This is a genomic window from Bradyrhizobium sp. KB893862 SZCCT0404 (assembly GCF_018130885.1).
Taxonomy (GTDB): Bacteria; Pseudomonadota; Alphaproteobacteria; order Rhizobiales; family Xanthobacteraceae; genus Bradyrhizobium; species Bradyrhizobium stylosanthis.
In genome coordinates this window covers 665,918-690,033 of sequence record NZ_JAFCLT010000002.1, presented here as the reverse complement: position 1 = coordinate 690,033, position 24,116 = coordinate 665,918, and the positions used below count along the sequence as shown (strand labels likewise).

Genomic DNA, 24,116 nt, shown 5'->3' with positions numbered 1-24,116 from the left:
TGCCTGTTGGGAAATGGTTCATTGAGCGGGTTGAGCAGATGAAATTTCTGACCGCCGCGGCGCTGGCGATCCTGATCGGCGTGTCACTGAGCGCCTGTCTCACATTTGATCCCGACAACAAGCCTCCCTACGGCCAGTCGAACGGCAAGAAATCCGACCGCTAGGGATGTCGCAACAAAGGCGGTGTGTTCTACAGCCGATCCACCGCCCTGAACGTGCCGTCTTTCTGAATCACCGTGAGAAATACTTTCGGCGGCGTGTCGATCATGCGCAGGCCGACGGTGACGGTGCTGCCGCTGATGTCGAAGCGGCCGACGTCGTTGATGGCGCGCAGCAGGCTCGCGCGCGTCGGTTGCGGGCCGGCCTTGACCAGGGCGGCTGCGGCGAGGCGGCCGGAGAGGTAGCCTTCGAGCGAGACGAAATCAGGCGGCAGCGTCGGGTCGATCGCCTTCTGCGCCGCCTGGTAGTCGGCGACGAGCTGCAGCGAGCGATCCCAGGGAAACGGCACCACTTGCGAGACGATGACGCCATCACCGTCGGGGCCGAGCTCCTTGGCGAGTGCGTTTGCGCCGACGAAGGAGATGTTGACGAAGGTCGGATAGGAGCCGCTGCGGTGCGCGAGCTTGATGAACTCGGCGCAGGGACCGTAGGTCCCGACCATGACGATGGCCTCGGGCTCGGCGCGCTTGATCGTGCGCCAAGCCGAGCCGACCGCGCGCGTGTTGCGCTCGAAGGTGCCTTCGGCGGCAAGCTCGAGGCCGCGCTTGGCGAGCGCGCGCTTGACGCCGAGCAGACCGTCGCGGCCGAAGGCATCGTCCTGGTAGAAGATGCCGATGCGGGTGAACCGGCGATCCTCGGTGAGGTGCTTGACCCACGCCTCGGCTTCCGCGCCATAGCTCGCGCGGATGTTGACCACGTTGGGAAGCTCGGGGTCGCGCAAGAACTCGGCGCCGGTGAACGGGCCGATGAAGGGGACGTTCCTCGCGCTGGTGATCGGGATCGTCGCCATCGCGGTCGGCGTTCCCACCGCGCCGATCAGCGCAAACACCTTGTCGTCCTCGATCAGCCGCAGCGTCTGCGCCACCGAGCGGTCGGGGTCGTAACCGTCGTCGCGGCTGATCAGCTCGAGCCTGCGGCCGTAGACGCCGCCCTTCTCGTTGATCTCGTTGAACGCTGCGACGATGCCCTGGCGCATGCGCTGTCCAAGCGCGGAGGAGGGGCCCTCGAGCGCGGCGGCCTGGCCGAACAGGATCGCATCGTCGCTGACGCCGGCCTCGCCGCTCCGTGCCGGCAGCACGGCGGCGGCCAGCAAGGCGATGGTCAAGGCGAGGCATGTCGCGGAGCGCGATCGTGTCATGAGAGGTCTTGCCGATGCAGGATGGGTCTTTGCGGAAACAATAGTTCTGCGGGCTGAACAGGTCGCTAATCCGGCGTCGCACAACCGATCCGTAAAAGTCCGGGTAAAACCGGCAGGATATGTCCAGTCTGCAGCGACTTGCAGGGCGCTCGTTAACTAAGCCGCGCAATGCGGCACGCCCGGATTCCGAAATTGTTCAGTTCTTAACCGCGATCCTTGTCCGATAGCGGTTCCGGTGGCTCAACCAGAAGTTCAGGCCGCCGTGCCGAGGGGGACGTGCGGATCAAGATGGGCGGTCGGGGTCAGAACGATCAGGATCGGGAGCGAAGGACCGGATGGTGGCGTGCCGCGCCGCTGCTCGGGCTCTATCGCCCTGCGCTGGTCGCGGTCGCCGTCGGGCTGCTGTTCTCGGCGGTGGGCGCTGCCGCCGTCGCGCGATGGGAAAACCGCGTCAACAAGATCGAGTTCGAGAACGCGGCCGAAACCGAAGCGATCGTCATGCAGAACGGCATGGGCGAGTACATCTCCAGGCTGGTCGCGCTGCGCACGCTGTTCGAATCGACCAACGAGGAAATCACCCGCAGCGAGTTCGAGACCTTCAGCGCCCGCCTGTTCGAGCGTCATCCCGGCATGCTGCGCATCGCCTGGCTGCCGCGCGTCAATCGCAAGGAGCGCGCCGAATACGAGGCCGCGGCGATCGCCGACGGCGTGTCCGGCTACCGCATCAAGTCGCTTCAGGGCGAGGTCTTCGCGGCCGCGCCGCAGCACGACGAATATTTTCCCGTGTTCTACTCGACCCAGCCGAAGACGTCGCCGGTCTACGGCATGGACTATGCGAGCATCTCGGAACGCCTTGCGGCGCTGGAGCGTGCCCGCGACAACGATCGGGTCGCAGCCATCCGCACCCGTCTCTACGAGCCGAGGGAGGGCGGCCGGGTGCCCGACGTCCTCGTCGCCATTCCCGTCTACGCCAAGGGCACGTCGCGTGAGACGGTCGCGGACCGGCGCCGCAATCTGGCCGGCTTCGTGGTCGGCGTCTTCGATCTGCCGCTGCTGATCCAGTCCATCCGCGTGACCACCGGCGCGAGCCCCGCGGTCAGCGTCAACGTCTATCCGCCTTTCACCGGGAAGATCGTCAGTCTCGAGGACATGCGGCCGGACTATTCGTCCGCCGCTACCGCGCCGCAGTCGATGCGGGATGTCGCGCGGGCCCTGCACTGGTCGGGCAGTCTCAAGATCGGCGACACCGAATGGCAGGTGCGCGCCATGCCGACCGCGGGCGGCGCGCTGGAGACCGGCTATGATCGCGCCGTCGCGGTCCTCATCGTCGGCATGCTGCTGACGCTGTCGCTGTCGACCTATCTCATGCTCGCGAGCCGTAATTCGCGGCGGCTGTCGCTGGCGAACCGGCGGGTGCTCGAGCTCGCCCAGACCGACATCCTGACCGGCCTGCCCAACCGCGCCTTCTTCCTCGCCCGGCTCGACGAGCTCAACCGCCAACTCGACGACGGCGGTGCGACCTTCTCGATCCTGATGCTCGACCTCGACCGTTTCAAGAACGTCAACGACTCCCTCGGTCACGGCGCCGGCGACGTGCTGCTGCGTCAGGTGGCGCAGCGGCTGAAATCCGCGTTGCGTGCCGGCGACGTGCTGGCGCGGCTCGGCGGCGACGAGTTCGCCATCATCCAGGAAGCCCGCGAGGACCAGCGCGCCTGCGCGACCGAGCTCGCGTCGCGGATCGCCAAGCTCGTGGCGCAGCCGTTCCTGCTTCCCGGCCATCGCGTGGAAATCGGCACCAGTATCGGCATCGCGATCGCGCCGGATCACGGCAGCGACCAGGAGCAGCTGCTCAAGAAGGCCGACCTTGCGCTCTATCGGTCGAAATCGGCGGGCCGCAATTGCTTCACCGTGTACGACGAGGCCATGTCCGCCGAGCTCGAGGCGCGCAACACGCTGGAGGGCGATTTGCGCGATGCCATCGCGCGCTGCCAGCTCGAGGTGCATTACCAGCCGTTCGTCGATGCCGTGAGCGGCGAACGGCGCGGCTTCGAAGCGCTGGTGCGCTGGCGGCATCCGAGCCGCGGCCTGATCCCGCCGGATCAGTTCATTCCGCTGGCCGAGGAGACCGGGCTGATCGTGCCGCTCGGCGAATTCGTGCTGCGGCGCGCCTGCGCGGACGCGGCCGGCTGGCCGTCGGGCCTTACGGTCGCCGTCAATCTGTCGCCGATCCAGTTCAAGGAAGCCGAGCTGTTCGAGATGATCTGCGCGGCGCTCGCCGATTCCGGCCTGCCGCCGCAGCGGCTGGAGATCGAGATCACGGAATCGGTTCTGCTGGAGCGCGGCGTCGAGAACCTCGCCTTCATGGAGCGGCTGAAGAGCATCGGCATCGAGCTCGCGCTCGACGATTTCGGCACCGGCTATTCCTCGCTCAGCTATCTCACCGCATTCCCGTTCGACAAGATCAAGATCGACAAGTCGTTCATCCGCAACCTCACGCACCAGCCGCGCTCTTCCGCCATCATCGCCTCGATCCTGACGCTGGCGCGCGGGCTCGACATGTCGGTCACCGCCGAGGGCGTCGAGACGGTGGAGGAGTTCGAACGGCTGAGGGCGATCGGCGTCAACTTTGCGCAAGGCTATCTGTTCGGCCGTCCGCAGCCGGTCGACGAGATCGCATTCGACGAGGCCGCTCCGCCATCGCAGCGCGACGCCGCCTGAGCGTGTTGCTCTTCGGCATTGAATATCGACGGGAGTTCGTCATGCCCGGGCTTGTCCCGGGCATCCACGTTCTTCGTTCCGCGTAGGCTGGACGTGGATGGCCGGGACAAGCCCGGCCATGACGCTGCGGAGGCTTTGGGTCATCAGAACGCAAGCGCGAAAATCGCTTGACCCGGGCAGCCCCGGATGGTCGGTAAGAACCATCTAGGGGTGAAATGTACAATGCGGCTTCCGTTCTTCTACGGCTGGGTCGTGGTCGCCGTGACCTTCGTCACCATGGCCATCGGCGTCAACGCGCGCACCGCCTTCTCTCTGTTCTTTCCACCGATCATCTCCGAGTTCGGCTGGGAGCGCGGCATCACCGCGGGCGCGTTCTCGTTCGGCTTCGTGGCCTCCGGCGTGGCGAGCCCGCTGATCGGCGGTCTGATGGATCGCGCCGGCCCCCGCGCGGTGATGGAGCTCGGCGTCGTGCTGATGGGCGGCGGGCTGCTGCTGGCTCCGCTCACCAGCCAGCCCTGGCATCTCTACGTCACCATCGGCGTCATGGTCGGCGCCGGCAGCGTCTGTCTCGGTTACTCGGGCCAATCGCTGTTCCTGCCGAACTGGTTCATCCGCAAGCGCGGCTTCGCGATCGGCATCGCCTTCGCGGGCGTCGGCATCGGCTCGGTGACGCTGCTGCCCTGGGTGCAGCACATGATCGAACAGACCGGCTGGCGCACCGCCTGCACCGCGATGGGCCTGCTCGTCCTGATCGCGCTGGCGCCGATCAACCTGCTGCTGCACAAGCGCCCCGAGGATCTCGGCCTGCGGCCGGACGGCGATGCCGCGCCCGCCGCAGGCGCGGCCAAAGCCGTCTCGAACGTCGTCGATGCCGACTGGGTCAACACCGAGTGGACACTGAAGCGCGCCGTCGCGACCGCGCGGTTCTGGTGGATCGCAATCGGATATTTCTCCGGCCTGTACATCTGGTACGCCGTGCAGGTGCATCAGACCAAGTTCCTGCTCGACATCGGCTTCAGTCCGTACGTCGCGGTGTGGGCGCTCGGCATCGTCAGCCTGCTCGGCATTCCCGGCCAGATCCTGCTCGGCTATGTCTCGGACCGCATCGGGCGCGAAGCGGTGTGGGCGATCAGCTGCGCCGGCTTTGCGATCTGTTTCGCGGCGCTGATCGCGCTGAAGTTCCAGCCGTCGCTGTGGCTGGTCTACGTCATGGTGTTCACGCAAGGCGCGCTCGGCTACGGCCTCACCTCGATCATGGGCGCGGTGGTGTTCGAGATCTTCCAGGGCAGGCACCAGGGCAGCATCTTCGGCACCATCATGCTGGCGGCCTTGGCGGGCGGCGCGGCGGGTCCCTGGGTGACCGGCCTGCTCTATGATCGCACCGGCGACTACACGCTTGCCTTTGCCATCGCGATAGTCGTGAGCGGCTTGTCGGCGCTGGCGATCTGGCAGGCATCGCCGGGCAAGGTGCGGGCCGTGGCGGGGCGGCTGCACAAGCTGCACGAGGGAACCGCGAGTTAGGTTCCGGACGCACCGAATTACCTTTGCGTATTTTGCAGAACGTTAAGCATGTCGCGTCTTGGCCGCACGCGGCATGATTGCAAAAACGTCTTGAACACCATCGGAGCGTTAGCCTCGGACAGATTGCCGCTTTTGCTGCTGGGTTAGACGATGTCCGCCTCCGATTGTGTTGTGACGGAAATTCCGGACGTGCTGCGCACAGCGCTCGCGCGCGCGGACGACGGCGTCGTCATCGTCGATGACGCGCATCGCATCACGCATTTCAACGCCGCCGCGGAGCGGATCTGGAAGCTCTCGTCCGGCGAGGTCATCGGCCGCGATGCCGCCGTTCTCACGCTCAAATGTCTTGAGGACGATGCGGGTGCCGATGTCCGCGAGGAGATCAGCCTCGTGCGCAGCGACGGCAGCCGCATCAGGGCGCAGGTCGTGATGTCGTCGGTCACCGTCGGCGGCGCAACCCATCGCATCGTGTTCGCGCGCGACGTGACGTCCGATGCGGAACGCCGCGTCAGGATCGGGCTGCTCCACGCCGTGTCCGACCAGACCAACCGCGCGGTGATCGTCACCGACGTCGAGCAGAACATCCTCTACGTCAACTCGGCGTTCACGGCGCTGTTCGGCTATACCAGCGAGGAGGCGGAGGGGCGCCGCGCGGGCGAGCTCATCGCCGGCTGCCACACCGATCGCAACGCCGTCGCAAAGCTCGTCAAGCGCCTGCTGACCGGCGGCCGGCGCAGCGAGATCGAGACGCTCGTCTACGACAAGGACGGCGAGGAGATCTGGGTCTGCGCCCGGATCGACGCGTTCCGCGACAAGAAGGGCCGGGTCAAGCACATCTTCGCGCTGATCGAGGACATCACCGAGACCAAGCAGTTGCGCTCGCTGCAGCAGCTCATCATGAGCTCGCTCGCCGACGAGGTCCCGATCACCGACATCGCCGACAGGCTGTGCCGCCGGGTCGAGGAGATCGCGCCCGACGTGGTCTGCTCGCTGCTTCACGTTGATGCCGCAGGCCTGATCCATCCGCTCGGCGGCCCGAGCCTGCCGGAAGATTATTCCCGCGCGCTGGACGGCGTCGCGATCGGTCCCAATGTCGGCTCGTGCGGAACCGCGGCCTTCTACGGCGAGCCGGTTCTGGCCGAGGATCTCGACACCGACCCGCGCTGGCAGCCTTACAAGGCCATGCCGCTTGCGATCGGCCTGCGCGCCTGCTGGTCGACGCCGGTCAAGGCCAAGGACGGCCGCGTCATCGCGACCTTCGCCTTTTATTATCACGAGCCGCGCGCGCCGAGCAGCTGGCACCGCCGCATCGTCGAGGCCTGCGTCAATCTTGGCGCCTTCGCGATCGAGCGCAAGGAGGCGCGCGCCGAGATCGCGCGGCTCGCCTATCACGACATCCTCACCGGCCTGCCGAACCGTGCGCAGCTGCGCCACCTGATCACCACGGCGATCGATGCCTGCCCGACCGGCAGCCATGTCGCGCTCGCCTTCCTCGACGTCGATCATTTCAAGGACGTCAACGACACGCTCGGCCATGCCGCCGGCGACGAACTCTTGATCCAGCTCGCGCAGCGCCTGCGCGAGCATATCGGTCCCGAGGACATGCTGGGGCGGCTCGGCGGCGACGAATTCGTCATCCTGCTGCCGCAGCGCAACGCCGAAGCCGCCGAGCGCGTCGCGGCCGGCATCGCCGAAGCGCTGTCCGCGCCCTTAAGGCTCGGATCCAGGCCGATGCAGATGTCGGCGAGCATCGGCATCAGCCTCTATCCTGACCATGCGACGGACATCGATACGCTGATGCAGCAGGCCGATGCCGCCATGTACATGGCCAAGCAGGCCGGCCGCTCCACGCACCGCCTGTTCAGCGCGGAGATGAACGGGCTCGCCGAGCAGCGGCTGGCGCTGATCGCGGCGCTGCGCCGCGCCATCGCCGAAGGCGCGCTGACCCTCAGCTATCAGCCGCAGATCCGCAGCTGCGACGGCGCCATCCACGGCGTCGAGGCGCTGGCGCGCTGGCACGATGCCGAGCTCGGCGACGTCTCGCCGGCAAAGTTCATTCCGCTCGCCGAGGAGTGCGGCCTGATCGAGCAGATCGGCCTCTGGTCGGTGCGCGATGCCTGCCGGCAGATGGCGAGCTGGCGCCGGGCCGGGCTCAACATTCCCTGTGTCTCGGTGAACCTGTCGCCGATCAATTTCCGCAACGTCACGCTGGCCGCGCGCCTCAAGGGCATCCTCGCCGAATACGATCTGCCGCCGGATGCCCTGATGCTCGAGATCACGGAGGGCGCGTTCATGCAGGACAGCGTCGCCGCGCTCGAGACCATGAACGCGATCCGCGAGCTCGGCGTCGGGCTCTCGGTCGACGATTTCGGCACCGGCTATTCCAGCCTCAGCCGTCTCGCCCATCTGCCGATCCGCGAGCTCAAGATCGACCGCAGTTTCATGCGCGATATCGAGAGGGACGCGGGCGCGCTCGCCATCGCCACCGCCGTGGTGCGCGTCGGCCAGGGTCTCGGCATGACCGTCGTCGCCGAAGGCGTCGAGACCGAAGGCCAGCGCCGGACGCTGGCCGAGCTCGGCTGCGACGTCGTGCAAGGCTTCCTCTACGCCCCGGCGCTCGCGCCCGTCGCCTTCGAGCGCTGGCTGATCGAGCATTGCGCCGAGCAGGCGAGGGCGATGTTGGGGCGGCTGGATGTTGCGCCGGTGGGACGCGACGCGGTGAAGCGGTCGGCTTAGTGGCTTCCGAGTTCTCTGGTTCGTCGCTCTGCTTTAGCGTCCGCGCGTCGGGCTCATACGGCGGCTCCCGGCTCGTCCTTTGCGCCGAGCACGCCGAGTCTTTCCGCGATCCTGACCAGGTCGACCACCGACTGCACCTGAAGCTTCTCCATGATCGCGCTCCGATGCGCCTTGATGGTCCGCTCGGTGCTGCCGAGCTCGCGCGCGGCATGCTTGTTGGTCTTGCCCTGGACGATGATCTCGAAGACCTGCCGCTGACGCGTGGTCAGGGTCGATAGCCGGCCCCGAAGCGTTTCCAGCTCGCCGTCGAGCGCGCGCTCGTTCTTGTGCCGGGCGATCGCGCGTGCGATCGCCCCAAGAAGATCTTGGGAAGCAACAGGCTTGATGAGGAAGTCGTCTGCTCCCGCCTTGATCGCCTTCACGGTGATGCCGACATCCTGATAGGCGGTCAGGAAGATAATCGGCAGCGTCGAGCCACGCTCGGTCAAGCGGCTCTGCAGCTCGAGCCCGCTCATGCCAGGCATCCGCACATCCAGGAGAATGCAGCCCTTGCGTTTGTCCGGCTGCTGATCCAGCAATTGCTGCGCCGATGCATAGGTGGCGACGCGGTATCCGCTTGCCTCTAGAACTTGTTGGATGGCCGATAGGTACGATGCGTCGTCATCCACGACATGGATGATGCCGGGCAATGATGTCTCCTGAACGAAAAGTAGCTGCAGTGCTGGCTTTTCTTGCTTGTTGGTGCAGCGCCTTCTCGTCCGGACATCGCCGGATCACGTCGCTCTTGGTTCGCAGTTACGTCCTGAAATCGCGACGCGCAAATTAATTCTGAGTCAGTTTTCCGCACCAAACGTCGACTGTGTCCTTTTGATCTCAATGCGTGTCGATGCGAGACAGGGCCGAATGATGAGGCATCGTCTTTCGCATTTCTGCCATTGCATTTCGACATCGCTTCATTCGCTTTGCTGCTCGGCATCGCCATCAATGCAGTCGGCAATGAGAGAGCCCCGCCGGAAGGCGGGGCTCGGAAGCGCATGGTCAGCTCTTCTACCTCTGGGCCGGCTGGCTCGACGTCGAAGGCGGCGGCGCAGCGTTCTGGTTGGTCGGTCCAGTCTGCGTGTTGCTGGTGCCGGGCTGACTGGTGGACGGTGTGCTGCTCTGTGCCGGAGCCTGGCCGGTGGTCTGGCCCGACGGCGGTTGCGTGCCGGCCTGGTTCGAGGTCGCCGGCTGGTTCTGCTGAGCCTGGCCGGTCGTGGACGGCGGGTTCTGCGGAGCCTGACCGGTGGTCTGGTTCGGCTGCGCCGGCGCGTTGCTTTGGCCGGTGGTCTGTCCGGTCGTGTTCTGCGGCGCCGGCTGGCCGTTCTGGCCCTGGCCAACAGTCGTCGACTGACCCCGCGTGGCGCTGATCTGGTTGGACACGCCGAGCGCGGCGACCGTGTGGGTATCGATCGAGCCGGTGGCCTGGAAGCCTTCCTGCCGCTGGAAGGTGATCAGGGCCCGGCGTGTATCCTCCCCGAGCACGCCGTCGGCTTCGCCTGAGAGCATGTGGCGTTCGATCAGGACCCGCTGAACGACGCGGATCTCGTCGGGGCTGAGATCCAGCGCGGCGACGCTGCCGCTGCCACTATGGCTCATGCCGCCGCTCCTGGCATAGTGCGTCCGCGGCCCGGCGGGAATGACGTCGACGATCCTGCGGCTGCGATCGGTGACGACGATCTCGTCGTCGACGACGAAGAAGCTGTCGTCGCGATAGTCGGGATAGACATCGATCAGCGCCGGATAGGCCGAGACCGAGACCACGGAGATGTTCCGTGGCACCACCACGCCGGTACTGACGCCGAAGTTGATGGAGTTGGTGTTGACCCGCACGCGCTCCACGTTGCGTGAGCTCAGCACCGATTGCTGCAGCCGCGTCTGCTGCTGCGCGTTCACCTGCACGCGGCCGGACATGCTCTGGGTCGCCGCGCCCTGGGTCTGGGCCTGAGCGTTGGCCTGTCCTTGCGGGTTGGTCGTGTTGGCGCCGGTCGTCGTGCCCTGCTGGGCCGCGTTGCCGCTGGTGTTCGCGCCGGTCGTTGTCGCATTCGGATTCTGCGCGTTCTTATCCTGGGCACTGCTCTTGGTGTTTGCGCCGGTCGTCGTCGTGCTCTGACCCTGCGCGTTCTTGCCTTGCGCATTGTCCTTGGTGTTGGCGCCCGTCGTCGTGCTCTTGTTCTGCTCCGCGCCTTGCGACTGGTGCGTACGATCGCGGTCGCTGCGGCTCTGTCCAACGGTCTGGCTCTTCTGTCCGCTCTTGTCGCTCTCGGACTTGGACTCGGACTTGGACTGGCGCGCCTGGTCCCGGTCGCTGCGGCTCTGACCGATCGCCTGGTCCTTGCCTTGCTTGCCGCGCTCCGATTGCGACTGACGCGAATCTTCGCGGCCCTGACCGACGGTCTGCCTGTCGCCCTTGTCCGCGGACCGGCCGCTCTGTTGCGCCGCCGAGGAACCTTCGGCCCGGCCGCCCGCGCGGCCCTGCGTCATTCCTTCGCTGTGCGATGCTGCGCCGCCGCCGCGCGACTCTGCGCCGCCGGACCGGCCGTGTTCCGAAGCGCCTCCGCCGGTGCTCATGCCGGCTCCGCCGCTCGCCGCGCCGCTCGCCCCTTCACGCATGCCTTGCGCGGATGCCAGGCTGACGCCGGCGAGCAGGATCGCCGTGGTCAGCAAAAATTTGTTCTTCCTCGTGTTCATGTGAGACTCCTTGATTTACTTGGGCTGCGATTGCTCAGGCTCCGTCTCTGACGCGACCGCACGCGTTGAACTCTCCGGTTCGAAGCCAACGGCTCGATCCGATCATCATTCAAAAAGGGCTCAGCGTTCCGTGCCGGCCCTGTCCCTTCACGTCACCAGCGGTGGTGCCATCGATGGTGATAGAAGTGCCGCCGCGGGAACGGTGCGCCGTAATAGGCGTAGGCCGGCCGCACGACGCGGCGATAGCGGTAGCCGGAATAGACGGGAGCATAGCCGCCGCCGTAGTAGGTCGTGGTGTAGCCGCCCCACGGATAGGGTTCGTAGCCGCCGTAATACGCCGGCGCGTAGCCGCCGCCGTAATAGCCGTAGCCCGGACCATAGTAGCCGTAACCCGGGCCATACGCGTAAGCGGAAGAGGCCAAGCCGCCGAACACGGCGCCCGCGATCAATCCACCTGCCAGCGCCGGACCGAAGCCACCACGCCAGTGGGCTTCCGCGGGCGTTGGTGCTGCCACGGCGCTCGCGCCGAGCGTCCCGATGGTTGCCAGAACTAGCGCGGTCTTCATCTGCTTTCCTCCTCGTTGGTGTTGTGATGCCGGGCCAACATCAACGACGGGCAAAAGTTGCAAGTGCTTGTTCAGGGGAGTGAAGAGTCATGAAGATAAACGCGCGTTCATCTCGGCGATCCCGCGTCTCCTGATGGCAACCGTCCCATGACTGGTCGCCAGGGTTGCAGGGGTCTGCAAGCCGCGTTGTTCCGCGTCCGCTCTGTTGATCGCGTTGCGTCGCACGTTCCAGCGATTGCGACGGTTTGGCGCATGCATCGCGCCGTTAGTCCGGCGTCGACGCCAACCCCGTCCTGCGCCGCAGATCCGTAATTGCACGCAGAAAGCTGTCCGCCGGCGTCGTTTCGGGATCGATCAGCCGGTGCAGGCGGAAGCCGTCTTCCAGCGCGAGCACGACGGAGGCCATCCAGGGCGGATTCACCGCGCTGTTCCTGCCGTTGCCCTTCAATGTTGCCTCGATGATGTCGGCGACCAGCTTGCGCCGCGCGCGCAGGCGCTTTGCGAGTTCGGGGCGGCGCTTCTCGGCGCGCGCGACGTAGAGGATCATCTCCATGTGGAGCAGGGGCGCGCGGCCGAGCGGGTCCTGCCTGCTGCGGTCCATCGACTTCAGTGCCGCAATGAAATCGTCGAGATTGTCGTGCTGGGCGAGGATGTCCATGTTGCGGCGGATCGACTGCTCGACATGGTCCTCGAGCATGGCGATGATCAGCTCGTCCTTGCTCTTGAAGTTCGAATAGAACGCGCCGCGGGTGAAGCCGGCGGCCGCCGCGATCGCCTCGATGCTGGCGCCGCCGATGCCGTCCTCCTCGAACACGCGCGCGGCCGCCTCGAACAGCTTGTCGCGCGTATCGTCCCTGGTCGGCCTGGTTCTCACCCTTGACATCGGCGCAGGTTAGGGCAAAATGCAACTCGATACAACAATGTATCGAGTTGACGACAGTTCAACGGTTTTGGGGATGGCTACGCCGGGCAGTGGGGCTGCGATCGGCGTATTCGTGTCATGCGGCAACCGATCGAGGTCACCATGAACGAGCAAGTGCAACCCACCGGCAGCGATCCGCTGTTCAATCCGCTGTCGCCGGACTTCATCCGCGATCCCTATCCGCACTATGACCGGCTGCGTGCGATCGATCCGATCCACGTGACTCCGTTCGGCCAGTTCGTCACCAGCCGCCATGCGGATGTCAGCCTCGTGATGCGCGACAAGCGCTTCGGCAAGGATTTCGTCGAGCGCTCCAAGCGCCGCTACAGCGAAAAGATCATGGACGAGCCGGTGTTCCGCAGCATGAGCCACTGGATGCTGCAGTCCGATCCGCCCGATCACACCCGCCTGCGCGGCCTCGTGGTGAAGGCCTTCACCGCCCGCCGCGTCGAGGACATGCGGCCGCGCATCCAGGAGATCGTCGACCAGGCCATCGACGCCGTGATCGCGCGCGGCCACATGGACCTGATCGAGGATTTCGCCTTCCGTCTGCCCGTCACCATCATCTGCGACATGCTCGGCATCCCCGAGGATCATCGCGAGGTCTTCTACAAGAGCTCGCGCGACGGCGGCCGTCTGCTCGACCCCGTGCCGCTCTCGCCGGAGGAGATCGCCAAGGGCAACGCCGGCAACATGATGGCGCAGATGTATTTCCAGCAGCTGTTCGAGCTGCGCCGCAAGAATCCCGGCGACGACCTCATCACCCAGCTGGTGCAGGCCGAGGAGGACGGCAACAAGCTCACCAATGAGGAGCTGACCGCCAACATCATCCTGCTGTTCGGCGCCGGCCACGAGACCACCGTCAACCTGATCGGCAACGGCCTGCTGGCGCTCCACCGCAATCCGGACCAGCTCGCGCTGCTGAAGGCGCGGCCGGAGCTGATGACGAACGCGATCGAGGAATTCCTGCGCTACGATTCCTCCGTGCAGATGACGGGGCGTGTCGCGCTGGAGGACATCGACGATCTCGGCGGAAGGCAGATCCCCAAGGGCGAGACGGTGCTCTGCTTGCTCGGCTCGGCCAACCGCGATCCCGCCGTTTACCCCGATCACCCCGACCGGCTCGACGTCACCCGGCCGAACGTCAGGCCGCTGTCGTTCGGGGGCGGCATCCATTTCTGCCTCGGGGCCCAGTTGGCGCGTATCGAGGCCGAGATCGCCATCGCGACGCTGCTCCGGCGGCTGCCCGATTTGCGCATCGACGACGTCGAGAACCCGAAATGGCGGCCGACCTTCGTGCTGCGCGGCCTGACGCAGCTCCCTGCGAGCTGGTGACGACCTCGGCCTGGTTCTGCGAACCGGCTCCTCATCCTGAAGAGCCCGCAAAGCGGGCGTCTCGAAGGATGACGGGCCCCGCTTCTGCGGCCTCCTCAGAGTGAGGCTCTCCCGCCGCGTTAACCTCCGCGCGCAACAGTCGCTGTGACTTCGCCACACTTCCCTCTATATAAGGGACTGTTCCGGCGCGCCTGAAGCCTCAAGGCCAAGGTTTGCAGGGTCAAGGTTTGACCCGGGTGCCGGTTTGGCCGAGGGGAGACCCGTGCAGACGACGCTGCTCGGATTGGCGATTGCCTTCATTCTAGCGCTGCTGGCCGCGCTGATCGGGCCTTACTTCATCGACTGGAACCAGTTCAGGCCCCAGTTCGAGGCGGAGGCTGCCCGGATCATCGGCGTACCGGTGCGCGTGGCCGGCGAGCTCGACGCGCGGCTCCTGCCGGCGCCGACCCTGCGGCTGCGCTCGGTGACCTTCGGCGGCAACAACGATCTCGGCCGCCTGCGCGCCGACAAGCTCGACGTTGAGTTCAGCCTGGGCTCCCTGATGCGCGGCGAGTGGCGCGCCACCGAGCTCACGGTCGGCGGCATGGCGGTGGATCTCGGCCTCGACGCGCGCGGGCGGGTCGACCTGCCGTCCACCGCAAGCGGCAGCTTCAACCTGGCCTCGCTCGCCATCGAGCGGGTGAACCTCACCGGCCGCATCGCCCTGCACGATGCCGCCAGCCGCTCGACGCTGGAGCTGAACGACATCGCCTTCTCCGGTGACGTCCGCTCGCTCGCGGGCTCGGTGCGCGGCGACGGCAGCTTCAAGGTCTCGGGCACGCGCTACCCGTTCCGCATCTCCTCCGGCCCGAGCGCCGACGGCAGCGCGACCCGTCTGCATCTCAACATCGATCCCGGCGAGCGCGCGATCCTCGCCGATCTCGAAGGCGTGCTCGCCTTCGACAACCGCCTGCCGAAATTCGACGGCGCACTGACGCTCGCGGTGCCCGCAGCGAAGAAGCCGGGAGAGGCGGGGCCGACGCCCTGGAAGCTCACCGCGAAGCTCAAGGCCGATCCTGTTGGTGCCAAATTCGACCAGATCGACGCGAGCTTCGGCACCGACGACAACGCATTGAAGGCCGGCGGTGTCGGCGACCTCAAATTCGGCGCCTCGCCGCTGCTGCGCGCGGTGCTGTCGGCGCGCCAGATCGATGCCGACAAGCTGGCCGGCAAGGATGATGCCGAGCCGCTACGGATCCTGCCCGCGCTACGCGCAGGCCTTGCGGCGATTCCGCAGGCGCCGATCCCGGCGCAGATCGAGTTCAACTCCGACCAGATCATGCTCGGCGGCCGGCCGCTACAGAACATCGCCGCCGAGCTCAGGACCGACGGCCGGTCGTGGACGTTCCAGCGGCTCGACCTGCGCGCGCCGGGCATGACGCAGCTCTCGCTCAACGGCGCAACCCCCGGCGCGGACAGTTTCAGCGGCCGCCTCAACGTCGAATCGTCCGACCCCGATACGTTGGTGGCCTGGCTCCAGGGCCGCAGCGAGATCAACCGCCGCAGCACGCGGCCGCTGCGCCTCGCCGGCGACGTGACCATCGCCGCCAACCATCTCGCCATCGACAAGCTGAAGGCGGATATCGAAGGCGGCGCCATCGAGGGACGGATCGCCTTCGTCCAGACCGGTGCGAGCAAGGGTTCGCGGATCGACGCCGAGCTCAGGGCCGACCGGCTCGATCTCGATGCCGCCGCGAGTTTCGTCCGCGCGCTGGCGGGGCCGCAAGGCGAATGGCCGGAGGAAGCCAAGCTGTCGCTCGATGTCGGCCGCGCCGTCTCCGCGGGCCAGGAGCTGCGGCCGTTCGCGGCGAAGCTCGGCTACGGGCCGAACTCGCTGTCGCTGGAGCAGCTGCGGTTCGGCCAGACCAGCGGCGTGACCACGGAAGCGAGCGGCAGTTTCGATCGCGCCAAGGCCACCGGCAAGCTTGCCCTCAAATCCTCGGCCAATGCGCTCCGCGAGCTCACCGCGCTGCTCGAGCCGTTCGCGCCGTCGCTGCGTGCACGCTTCGATGCGCTGCCGCCGCTGCCGGGCGCGACGCGCCTGAAGCTCGATCTCAGCCTCGACAGGAACGCCGAGCATGCCGATCGCAGCGATGCCCGCGCCGTGCTCGATCTCGACGCGCCGCAGCTCAAGGCGACGGCGACGCTCGCCGCGCAGACCCAGCTCGCGGCGATCAACGGCATCGACCTCGACAAGCTGCGCAACAGCGACTTCACGCTGGACTCGAAGGTCTCGGCCCCTGAGGCCCGTTCATTGGTGGCCCTGCTCGGCCTCGACCGCGTGGTGGCCGCGGGCGAGGGTGCCGCGCAGTTCGAAGGCAAGCTCAACGGCGCCTGGCGGCGGCCGCTGCAACTAAACGCAAAGCTTGGTGGCGGCGGGCTGGATGCGGATGCGCAAGGCAGCGTCGAATTGTCGGAGCCGAAGGCCAACGTGAATCTGCGCGTGCGCAACGTCAACCTCGCGCCGCTGTTCGGCATCGGCCTGGCGGACAAATCGGCGCAACGCGTCAGCCTGTCCTCGCGCCTCACGCTCGCCGGCAACCGCCTGACCTTCAACGATCTCGACAGCAGCGCCGGCGGCTCGCATCTGCGCGGCCATCTGGCGGTCACGCTCGAGCAGGAGAAAGGCATCGACGGCGAGATCGGCCTCGATACGCTCGACCTTGGGCCTGCGCTGGCGATGGCGATCGGGGCCGTGGGACATGATGCAGGCGAGCCGCTCAGCGCCGGGCTACTCGGCGGCTGGCGCGGTCGCATCACCTTCCAGGCGTTGCACGGCACGATGCCCGGCGGCATCGAGCTGCGGCCGTTCGGCGGGACGATTCGCAGTGACGGCCAGTCGCTCGCGCTCGATGGTCTCAAAGGTGGCGTCGGCGGCGGCGAAATGTCGGCGAGCCTCGACGCCCGCAACGGTCCGGGCGGCCTTGCGCTGAATGCGCGGATCGAGCTCAGCAATGTCGATGCGACCGTGCTGCGCTACCGCGACCTCGCGCTACCCAAGGGGCGCGCCTCGGTGCAGATGGCGCTGACCAGCCAGGGCCGCAGCATCGCGGCGCTGACCGGTGCGCTCGCCGGCAACGGCACGGTGACGCTGGATTCCGCCGAGATCGGCGGTCTCAATCCGCGTGCCTTCGAGATCGCCATTCACGCCAGCGACGGCGGCCAGGTCAGCGACGACAACCGCTTGCGGCAACTGGTCGAGCCCGCGCTGTCGGCCGGCCCCATCGCGGTCGCCTCGGCGCAGATCCCGTTCACGATCCGCGACGGACGGTTGCGTGTCGGCGCGACGCCGCTGGAGGCGAAGAATGCCCGCGCCATCGTGTCCGGCGGCTACGACATTCCCGCCGACCAGGCCGACATCCGCGCCAGCCTGACGCCGATCATGACCGGGCTCTCCGGCGCGCCGCCCGAGATCCAGCTGTTCGCGGCGGGCCCGCCCGACAGGCTCAATCGTACCGTCGACCTCGCGCCGCTGTCGTCGTGGCTTGCGGTGCGCACGATCGACCGCGAGACGCGGCGGCTCGACGCGATCGAGCGCGGCGAGCCGCCGCCGGCGACCGCGGCGCTGCCGACGCTGGTCTCGCCCGATCCCGCTCCGGAGCCGGCGCCCGTGAATGTGCCGCTGCCCGGCCAGGATCCTCGCCGCGCGCCGCCGCCCAAGGCCAAGGCTGAGCCCAGGGCCGCGCCGATTCCGAAGGCGCCGCAGGCCGCTCCTGCCGCACCAAACCCGCCACTGGCGAGCCCGCCGCTCGCGAGCCAGCAGGTCGCGCCATTGCCGCCGCCGATCGAGGTGCGGCCGGCCCCGGGACCCGCGCCCGCAAAGCCCAAGCCCAAGCCGCCGCTGGTGCTGACGCCGCAGAATCCGTGAGGCCGGCGCGAGTTGGATCGAGGACCCGCAATTGGTCGTCATGCCCGGGCTTGTCCCGGGCATCCACGTTCTTTCTTCTACTTGGCGAGGCGTGGATGGCCGGGACAAGCACGACCATGACGCAAGAGCGGCATCAATGCCTCACGCCTCCACGGCGCAGCCTTTGCGCCCCGGTTAACCCATTCCCTCGCATTTGAATGAATTTTAGTCGGCAAAACTGATCTGCCGGTTTTACCGGATTTGCGCGTTTCATCTCTAGCGTTGGTTCCCAGAGGAATTCGGCGTCGCGCCCGCTCGGGCGGGACGGCCCGCCAAAGACGACCAAGAACTGGGGTATCGAGATGAACGGGGCGAAATCGCTTCTGCAGGATCTGGACGACGCGATCGCGCGCGGCACCGACGAAAGCCGCGCCAAGGCGTTGTGGCACGCGACCGACATTCTGATCACGGGCCGCTACAGCGACGACGAGATCAGCATGTTCGGCGAGGTCATCGGCCGGCTCGCCGACGAGATCGAGGTGGCTGCCCGGGCGCAGCTCTCGGATCTGATGGCGGCGTGCGATCATGCCCCGCTCAACGTCATCGAGAAACTCGCCCTCGACGACGAGATCGAGGTCGCCGGTCCCGTGCTGCGCGAGTCCAATCGCATCGACGAGAAGATGCTGGTCCAGAGCGCCCTGACCAAGGGCCAGGCGCACCTGCTCGCGATCTCGCAGCGCGATCAGATCGGCGAGGCCGTGACCGACGTGCTGGTCAAGCGCGGCAACCAGGAGGTCGTGACCTCGGTTGCGAAGAACGAGGGCGCGCGCTTCTCCGGCTCGGGCCTGTTGCACATGGTCCGCCGCGCCGAGGGCGATTCGATCCTCGCCGAGCAGCTCGGCCTGCGCAAGGACGTGCCGCGTCACATCTTCCAGCAGCTGATCTCCAAGGCGTCGGAAGACGTCCGCCGCCGCCTCGAGACCGAGCGTCCCGAGATGATGGCGCAGATCCAGAGCTCGGTGACCGAGGTCACCGGCGACCTGCAATCCAAGTTCGGCCCGTCCTCGCGCAGCTATTTCGTCGCCAAGCGCGTGGTGACGACGCAGTACCGCCAGGGAAACCTCAACCAGGATTCGATCTCGAACTACGCGCGCCAGCATCGCTTCGACGAGGTGCAGATCGGCCTGTCGCTGCTGTCGGCGCTGCCGGTCGACGTGATCGAGCGCGCGCTGATGGACCGCAACCGCGAGATGCTGCTGGTGCTGTGCAAGGCGCTCGACTTCTCCTGGGACACGACGATGTCGCTGCTGTTCCTCGGCGCCAAGGATCATCTGATCACGGCGCGCGAGCTTCAGGACAATGAACGCGAGTTCGGCCGGCTCAAGATCGAGACGTCGCGCAGCATTCTCAAATTCTACCAGTCGCGCAAGAACAGCGCGGGTGCCGATTCCACCTCGGGCCGTCAGCCCGAGCTTCAGGTTCACTGAGCAGGAATTCGAGAGGGGAGTATTTGCAATGTTGCCTCAATTCGGCACCGCCGTTCGCAAGAAGAGCCTCAACAAGCCTGTTGCCGTCGATCCCGACGGCGGAGCGCCCGACAAGGCCTCGGTCGACGCCGCCTGGCTCGTGCTCGAAGCCGCCAACGACCTTGGTGACCACGCCGCGATCGAAGCCTGCCGCCGCGTCATCGATGCCGAGCTGAACGGCACGGTGGCCCGTAGCGCGGACGTCGATCTCGTGCTCGGCTATTTCAGGTAAGAAGCGTCGCGGCCAGGATCGCCTTGCGCGCCATCCGGGCTGCGTTGTTGCCTTCCCATCGTCATTGCGAGGAGCCCTTGCGACGAAGCAATCCAGACGGTTTCCACGAGAAAGTCTGGATCGCTTCGCTTCGTTCGCAATGACGGAATACCGAGCGCCGTCCTCGCTCCGCAGGTTGGCGCACTCACCCCGAATTCTTCCGCGCTCGAACCAGGCGACGACTTCATCCGGCGCACATCGTCGCGGATGAACGTCAGCCCAACGCGGCTCGTGTTCCCTGCAAGCCTGACATGATGTGTCTGAACGCCGCAACGTTCAGAAGTGAACATACGGAACCGCGAAAGCCCGCCAAACCACGGGGATAGCCTCTGCGCTCCGCGCGGACCAGTGACGCAGACGCGGCCGCTCCCAGAGATTGGATTCAACCTGGATTCCGCGTCGATGCGATCGGGAATCCGGGAGAGAGACGATGTCTGATCATGCGCCTACCGGCCTTGCGGGGATCGACCAGCTGCCCTGGGGCACGCATCTGTGCCAGTTCTTCGGCAGCGGCGACCAATTGCGCGAGACGCTCGTGCCGTACTTCAAGGCCGGGCTGGAGAATGGCGAGCGTTGCCTGCTCGTCGCGATGGACCCGTTTGGCGCCGATGATGCCCGCAGCGCGCTGCGGTCGGCGGTCGGCGATTTCGACCGGCGCGAGCTGTTAAAGCAGATCGAGATTCACGACGTGCGCACCTGGTACGCGGCGGGAAGCCGCATCGACGGCGTGCAGATCGTCGAAGGACTTCTCCGCAGCGAAGCGCAGGCCCGCGCCGACGGCTACAGCGGCTTTCGGACCAACGGCAATATCGGCTGGGTCGAACCCGGCCAATGGGCGGATTTCCAGGACTACGAGGCGCGTGTCACACGCGGGCTCAAGGGCCGCCGGATGATCTCGATGTGCAGCTATTGTCTCGACCGTTGCGGGCCGCAGGAGGTGCTCGACGTGGTTTGCCGCCACGACTTCACGGTTGCTTGCGAGGGCAATGGCTGGTCCGCCCAGGCGACCGGTCGCGACGAGACCGCAAGACTCAATGAGAGCGAGCGGCATCTGTCCGTTCTGGTCCGCGAACTCGAGCACCGCATCAAGAACAATCTCGCGACCGTTCAGGCGCTGGCGGGCTTCACGGTCAGGCGCGCCGGCACGCTTGAGGAGTTCGAGAAATCCTTCACCGGCCGTATCGCCGCGTTGTCCAGGACGCATTCCCTCCTTACCGACGGCGCGCAGGGCCAGGTGCCGTTGCGCCAGCTCGTCGAGAACGAATTGTCGATCTACGCCGACCGCGACGATGGCCGTCTTCTGGTTGCAGGCCCGGACGTCGATCTGCCGGCGCAGGTGGCGGTGTCGTTCGGCATGGCGATCCACGAACTGACCACCAATGCGGTGAAGCACGGCGCGCTGTCCGCGCGTGGCGGACGACTGGAGGTCGACTGGTATCGCACCGGTGGCGACCTCCAGTTCGAGTGGAGCGAGCGCGATCTGCGCTTCATCGTCGAGCCCGCCCGGACGGGCTTCGGCACGCAGCTGCTGAAGCGGCTGCTTCCGCATCAACTCGATGCCCGCGTCGAGCTGAATTTCGAGCCCGACGGACTGAAGGCACGGATCCGGCTGCCGCTGTAGCGGTTGCCCAGCGCTTCGACACGAAAGACGGCAAAAGGCCCCGCCGAAGCGGGGCCTCGCCTGTTCGACCGTGCTGCTCGCACTAATCGTCCCAATGGTGATAGCGGCGGATCACGACGCCACGGTCGTAGTCGCGGTCGTGATGGTACCAGCCACGATGCCAGCCGCGGTCATGCTCGTAGATCCGCGCGCGCGGGCCGTCATAATAGTCTCTGTCGCCGCCGACATAGACACCGAAGCCGGCCGCGTTGGCGATGGTGGGGGCACCGATTGCGAGCGTCGCTGCCGCCGCAAGAGCGTAAGTGAGCTTCCTCATCTGTTCCTCCTTGGTTTGCATCGTCGCGGGGTCAACGGCCGCCGCCACGACCCGTTGCAGGAACAGGGACGAAACTTTCTTGAATGTCTGTTCAGGTTCGCTGCAGGAAACCGTGGATCCCCGCAATCGACAACGCCGCGTCCCGGGACGGGGCGTTGTCGATGCGCGCATTGCCGCCGGGCACGGCGCGTCACGCATGCTTACGCGTTGGCGCCGCCATCCACGGTCAATGTCGTGCCCGTGATGTATTTGGCCTTTGCGCTCGCCAGGAACGCAACTGCGCTCGCGATGTCGTCCGTCGCGCCGTATCGGCCGAGCGCCATGAACTGCTTCAACGTCTCCGCGGTCGGTCCGTGCGCCGGGTTCATGTCGGTGTCGATCGAGCCCGGCTGCACCAGATTGACGGTGACGTCCCTGGGGCCGAGCTCGCGGGCCAGGGCCTTGGTAAAAGCTGTCAGCGCCGATTTCGATGCCGCATACATGCCGAGCACCGGCGAAGGCACGCGGTCGGCGAAATAGCTGCCGACGGTGATGATGCGGCCGCCCATGCCGAGATGCGGCAGCGCGGCCTTGCTCGCGACGATCGGGGATCGGACGTTGACGTTCAGCAGCGCGTCGATGTCGGCGAGCGCGATGTCGTTGAGGCCGCCCAGGCGGAGAATTCCGGCGTTGTTGACCAGGATGTCGAGTCCGCCCAGCTCCGCGACGGTCTTGGCGACCGAGGCCTGAACGGCGGCGACATCGGCGCTGTCGGCCTGGATCGCCACGGCCTTGCGTCCGCCGGCCCTGATGGCGTCGACGACCTTCGCAGCGCTGTCTGCCGACTTCTCGTAAGTGATCGCGACATCGGCGCCTTCCGCGGCCAGCGCCTTCGCGATGGCTGCGCCGATACCTCTGCTGGCGCCCGTCACCAGGGCCCGTTTTCCTTGCAGTGTCATTTGCTCTCTCCAATTCTGTAACGATCGACACAGAATATGTGTGGCCTTGAAGGGAACGGTCAAGTCAATTATGTGTTGATCATTACAGAAGTGCACGATGGGGCAACACGCGATGGCAGGCCGGCCGCGGGAATTTGACCGGGACGCAGCACTCGAAGCCGCCATGTTCCTGTTCTGGCGCAAGGGCTTCGAGGCAGCGTCGATGCACGACCTCTGCGATGCCATGGGCGTCCGCTCGCCCAGCCTCTATGCCGCCTTCGAGAGCAAGGAGGCGCTTTATCTCGCCGCTTTCGAGCATTACGTCGCGACCGAGGGGCAGGCGGTCTGGGACAAGCTCGGGGACGGTGCCACCGCACGCGCCGGCGTGGAGAATCTGCTGATCGGCATGGCCGAGGCGCTGCCGAAGTCACGCACGTCGCCTGCGGGCTGCATGGTGGCGCTGGGGGCCGTCAGTGACGAATGGCCGGCCGCCATCACGCGGGCGGTCAGAAAGGTGAGGCTCGACCTGCTGGACAGCTTGCGAGCACGGCTGGACGCCGCGATCGCCAATGGCGAATTGTCCAACGCAGTCGACGTCGAGGCGCTGGGCCGGTTCTATCTCAGCGTCATCCAGGGCATGGCCATCCAGGCCAAGGACGGTGCGACGGCGGCGGAGTTGAGAGGCGCGGCGAAAGCGGCCATGGCGGCGTGGCCGGGCGGGGCCAAAAAATAGCCAAGTCTGCAGGTCAAGTCTGCGGGTCAGGTCTGCAGGTCAGGTCCCGACGAGACAGGTGCCCCATGAATCAATCGAATGACGGCCGGGTTGGCGCCCAGCGGGCCGGGTTTGCCGGCGTCACGCGCAAGGTTCTCGAACGGCTGCCATTGCCCGGTGGTGACAAGGAGCTCATGGTCGTCGAGGTCACCTATCCCCCGGGCGGCACGGCTCCACTTCACCTTCATCCCGTCGCCGGCGCGATCTACATCGTGGAAGGCGTTGCCGAATCCGCCTATGGCAGCGACGAACCGCGGCGATACCGGGCCGGCGAGACTTTGCAGGACCGGGCGGATGTTCCGCACACCCTGTTTCGCAATTGCGACCCGGAGCATCCGCTCCGCTTCCTGACCATCTACGTGCTCGAACCCGGGCGCGCCTACACGCTGGAGCCGTGAGGTTGCCGGGCTCTCACCGGCGGATGCGGTAGATCACGGCGTCATGGCCGTGGCGGACCATGCTCCGCTCGAGCAGGTAGTCCGACTTCTCCAGCACGCGGCGCGATGCAATGTTCTCGGCAAACACCAGGCCGATCAGCGAGGGCAGTTGGAGGTGCGAAAGCCCGATCTCGGTCATCGCGGTGGCGATCTCGCTTGCAAATCCCAGGCCCCAGGCGCCGCGCCTGAACGCGTAGGCGATCTCGACCTCGTCGACGTCGTCCACCAGGATGTGGCGAAGGCCCGCGCGTCCGGCGAACGCGCCGTCTTTCGTTCGCAGCGCCCACAGCCCGAAGCCGTGTCGGTCCCAATGGGCCATGTTGACGTCGAGATAGGTCTTGGTCACGTCCGCCGAGCGCACGCCGCCGAGATAGCGCGACACCTCGGCATCGAGATGCAGCGCGACGAGGTCGGCGAGGTGACTTTCGTGCAGCCTTTCGGCGCTCAGTCGATCTGTGCTGAAGTGCTCCATAACGTCAGATAGCCTC

The 24,116-nt window shown here is 66.4% G+C and carries 19 protein-coding genes; 11 read left to right on the top strand and 8 right to left on the bottom strand.

Annotated features, from left to right (window positions below; all coding sequences use genetic code 11):
* Nucleotides 1–38 precede the first annotated feature (38 nt).
* The gene (locus JQ617_RS40230; RefSeq protein ID WP_283842059.1) at nt 39–164 is read left to right on the top strand and encodes a hypothetical protein; all 126 of its coding nucleotides are present in this window, start codon (nt 39–41) and stop codon (nt 162–164) included.
* A gap of 26 nt (nt 165–190) precedes the next feature.
* On the opposite strand, the gene JQ617_RS12085 is transcribed toward JQ617_RS40230, so the two are convergent.
* Nucleotides 191–1,357 (bottom strand): ABC transporter substrate-binding protein, encoded by a 1,167-nt coding sequence (locus JQ617_RS12085; protein ID WP_212026490.1) that lies wholly within the window; start codon nt 1,355–1,357, stop codon nt 191–193.
* A gap of 288 nt (nt 1,358–1,645) precedes the next feature.
* Here JQ617_RS12085 and JQ617_RS12080 point away from each other — a divergent pair, with 288 nt between their 5' ends.
* The 3 genes from JQ617_RS12080 to JQ617_RS12070 all read left to right on the top strand — a co-directional run bounded on the left by JQ617_RS12080 (nt 1,646) and on the right by JQ617_RS12070 (nt 8,332).
* Nucleotides 1,646–4,075 carry a bifunctional diguanylate cyclase/phosphodiesterase gene (locus tag JQ617_RS12080; protein WP_212026815.1) on the top strand — a complete coding sequence of 810 codons (2,430 nt, stop codon included), beginning with the start codon at nt 1,646–1,648 and terminating at the stop codon, nt 4,073–4,075.
* A gap of 222 nt (nt 4,076–4,297) precedes the next feature.
* Nucleotides 4,298–5,596 (top strand): MFS transporter, encoded by a 1,299-nt coding sequence (locus JQ617_RS12075; RefSeq protein WP_212026489.1) that lies wholly within the window; start codon nt 4,298–4,300, stop codon nt 5,594–5,596.
* A gap of 150 nt (nt 5,597–5,746) precedes the next feature.
* Nucleotides 5,747–8,332 (top strand): EAL domain-containing protein, encoded by a 2,586-nt coding sequence (locus tag JQ617_RS12070; RefSeq protein WP_212026488.1) that lies wholly within the window; start codon nt 5,747–5,749, stop codon nt 8,330–8,332.
* A gap of 53 nt (nt 8,333–8,385) precedes the next feature.
* Here the strand turns inward: JQ617_RS12070 and JQ617_RS12065 are convergent, their stop codons facing one another.
* The 4 genes from JQ617_RS12065 to JQ617_RS12050 form a co-directional block, all read right to left on the bottom strand.
* Nucleotides 8,386–9,021 carry a response regulator transcription factor gene (locus JQ617_RS12065; protein WP_212026487.1) on the bottom strand — a complete coding sequence of 212 codons (636 nt, stop codon included), beginning with the start codon at nt 9,019–9,021 and terminating at the stop codon, nt 8,386–8,388.
* Nucleotides 9,022–9,379: 358 nt separating this feature from the next.
* Complete coding sequence (locus JQ617_RS12060; RefSeq protein ID WP_212026486.1) at nt 9,380–11,059, bottom strand: peptidoglycan-binding protein; 1,680 nt, start codon at nt 11,057–11,059, stop codon at nt 9,380–9,382.
* A 152-nt stretch (nt 11,060–11,211) separates the two neighbouring features.
* On the bottom strand, nt 11,212–11,625 hold the full coding sequence (locus JQ617_RS12055) for a hypothetical protein (RefSeq protein WP_212026485.1): 414 nt from the start codon (nt 11,623–11,625) through the stop codon (nt 11,212–11,214).
* 265 nt (nt 11,626–11,890) lie between these two features.
* Nucleotides 11,891–12,508, bottom strand: a complete 618-nt coding sequence (locus JQ617_RS12050; RefSeq protein WP_212026484.1) for a TetR/AcrR family transcriptional regulator — start codon at nt 12,506–12,508, stop codon at nt 11,891–11,893.
* 141 nt (nt 12,509–12,649) lie between these two features.
* On the opposite strand from JQ617_RS12050, the gene JQ617_RS12045 reads away from it, so the two are divergent.
* From JQ617_RS12045 to JQ617_RS12025, 5 genes are all read left to right on the top strand, one after another.
* Complete coding sequence (locus JQ617_RS12045) at nt 12,650–13,882, top strand: cytochrome P450 (RefSeq protein ID WP_063690733.1); 1,233 nt, start codon at nt 12,650–12,652, stop codon at nt 13,880–13,882.
* 262 nt (nt 13,883–14,144) lie between these two features.
* A complete protein-coding gene (locus tag JQ617_RS12040) occupies nt 14,145–17,789 on the top strand; it encodes an AsmA family protein (protein WP_212026483.1) in 3,645 nt (1,214 codons plus the stop codon).
* 341 nt (nt 17,790–18,130) lie between these two features.
* Entirely contained in the window at nt 18,131–19,255 is a 1,125-nt protein-coding gene (locus tag JQ617_RS12035) for a DUF2336 domain-containing protein (RefSeq protein WP_063689142.1), read from the top strand.
* Nucleotides 19,256–19,283: 28 nt separating this feature from the next.
* Complete coding sequence (locus JQ617_RS12030; protein ID WP_063689140.1) at nt 19,284–19,526, top strand: hypothetical protein; 243 nt, start codon at nt 19,284–19,286, stop codon at nt 19,524–19,526.
* Nucleotides 19,527–19,995: 469 nt separating this feature from the next.
* A complete protein-coding gene (locus tag JQ617_RS12025) occupies nt 19,996–21,186 on the top strand; it encodes an MEDS domain-containing protein (protein WP_212026482.1) in 1,191 nt (396 codons plus the stop codon).
* A gap of 82 nt (nt 21,187–21,268) precedes the next feature.
* On the opposite strand, the gene JQ617_RS12020 is transcribed toward JQ617_RS12025, so the two are convergent.
* Together JQ617_RS12020 and JQ617_RS12015 are read right to left on the bottom strand one after the other, a co-directional pair.
* A complete protein-coding gene (locus JQ617_RS12020) occupies nt 21,269–21,502 on the bottom strand; it encodes a hypothetical protein (RefSeq protein ID WP_212026481.1) in 234 nt (77 codons plus the stop codon).
* A gap of 200 nt (nt 21,503–21,702) precedes the next feature.
* The gene (locus tag JQ617_RS12015) at nt 21,703–22,440 is read right to left on the bottom strand and encodes an SDR family oxidoreductase (protein ID WP_212026480.1); all 738 of its coding nucleotides are present in this window, start codon (nt 22,438–22,440) and stop codon (nt 21,703–21,705) included.
* Between the two features lie 97 nt (nt 22,441–22,537).
* On the opposite strand from JQ617_RS12015, the gene JQ617_RS12010 reads away from it, so the two are divergent.
* Nucleotides 22,538–23,152, top strand: a complete 615-nt coding sequence (locus tag JQ617_RS12010) for a TetR/AcrR family transcriptional regulator (RefSeq protein ID WP_249156959.1) — start codon at nt 22,538–22,540, stop codon at nt 23,150–23,152.
* A 65-nt stretch (nt 23,153–23,217) separates the two neighbouring features.
* The gene (locus JQ617_RS12005) at nt 23,218–23,589 is read left to right on the top strand and encodes a cupin domain-containing protein (protein WP_212026479.1); all 372 of its coding nucleotides are present in this window, start codon (nt 23,218–23,220) and stop codon (nt 23,587–23,589) included.
* 13 nt (nt 23,590–23,602) lie between these two features.
* Here JQ617_RS12005 and JQ617_RS12000 read toward each other — a convergent pair whose 3' ends face one another.
* On the bottom strand, nt 23,603–24,100 hold the full coding sequence (locus JQ617_RS12000) for a GNAT family N-acetyltransferase (RefSeq protein WP_212026478.1): 498 nt from the start codon (nt 24,098–24,100) through the stop codon (nt 23,603–23,605).
* Between the last annotated feature and the right edge of the window lie 16 nt (nt 24,101–24,116).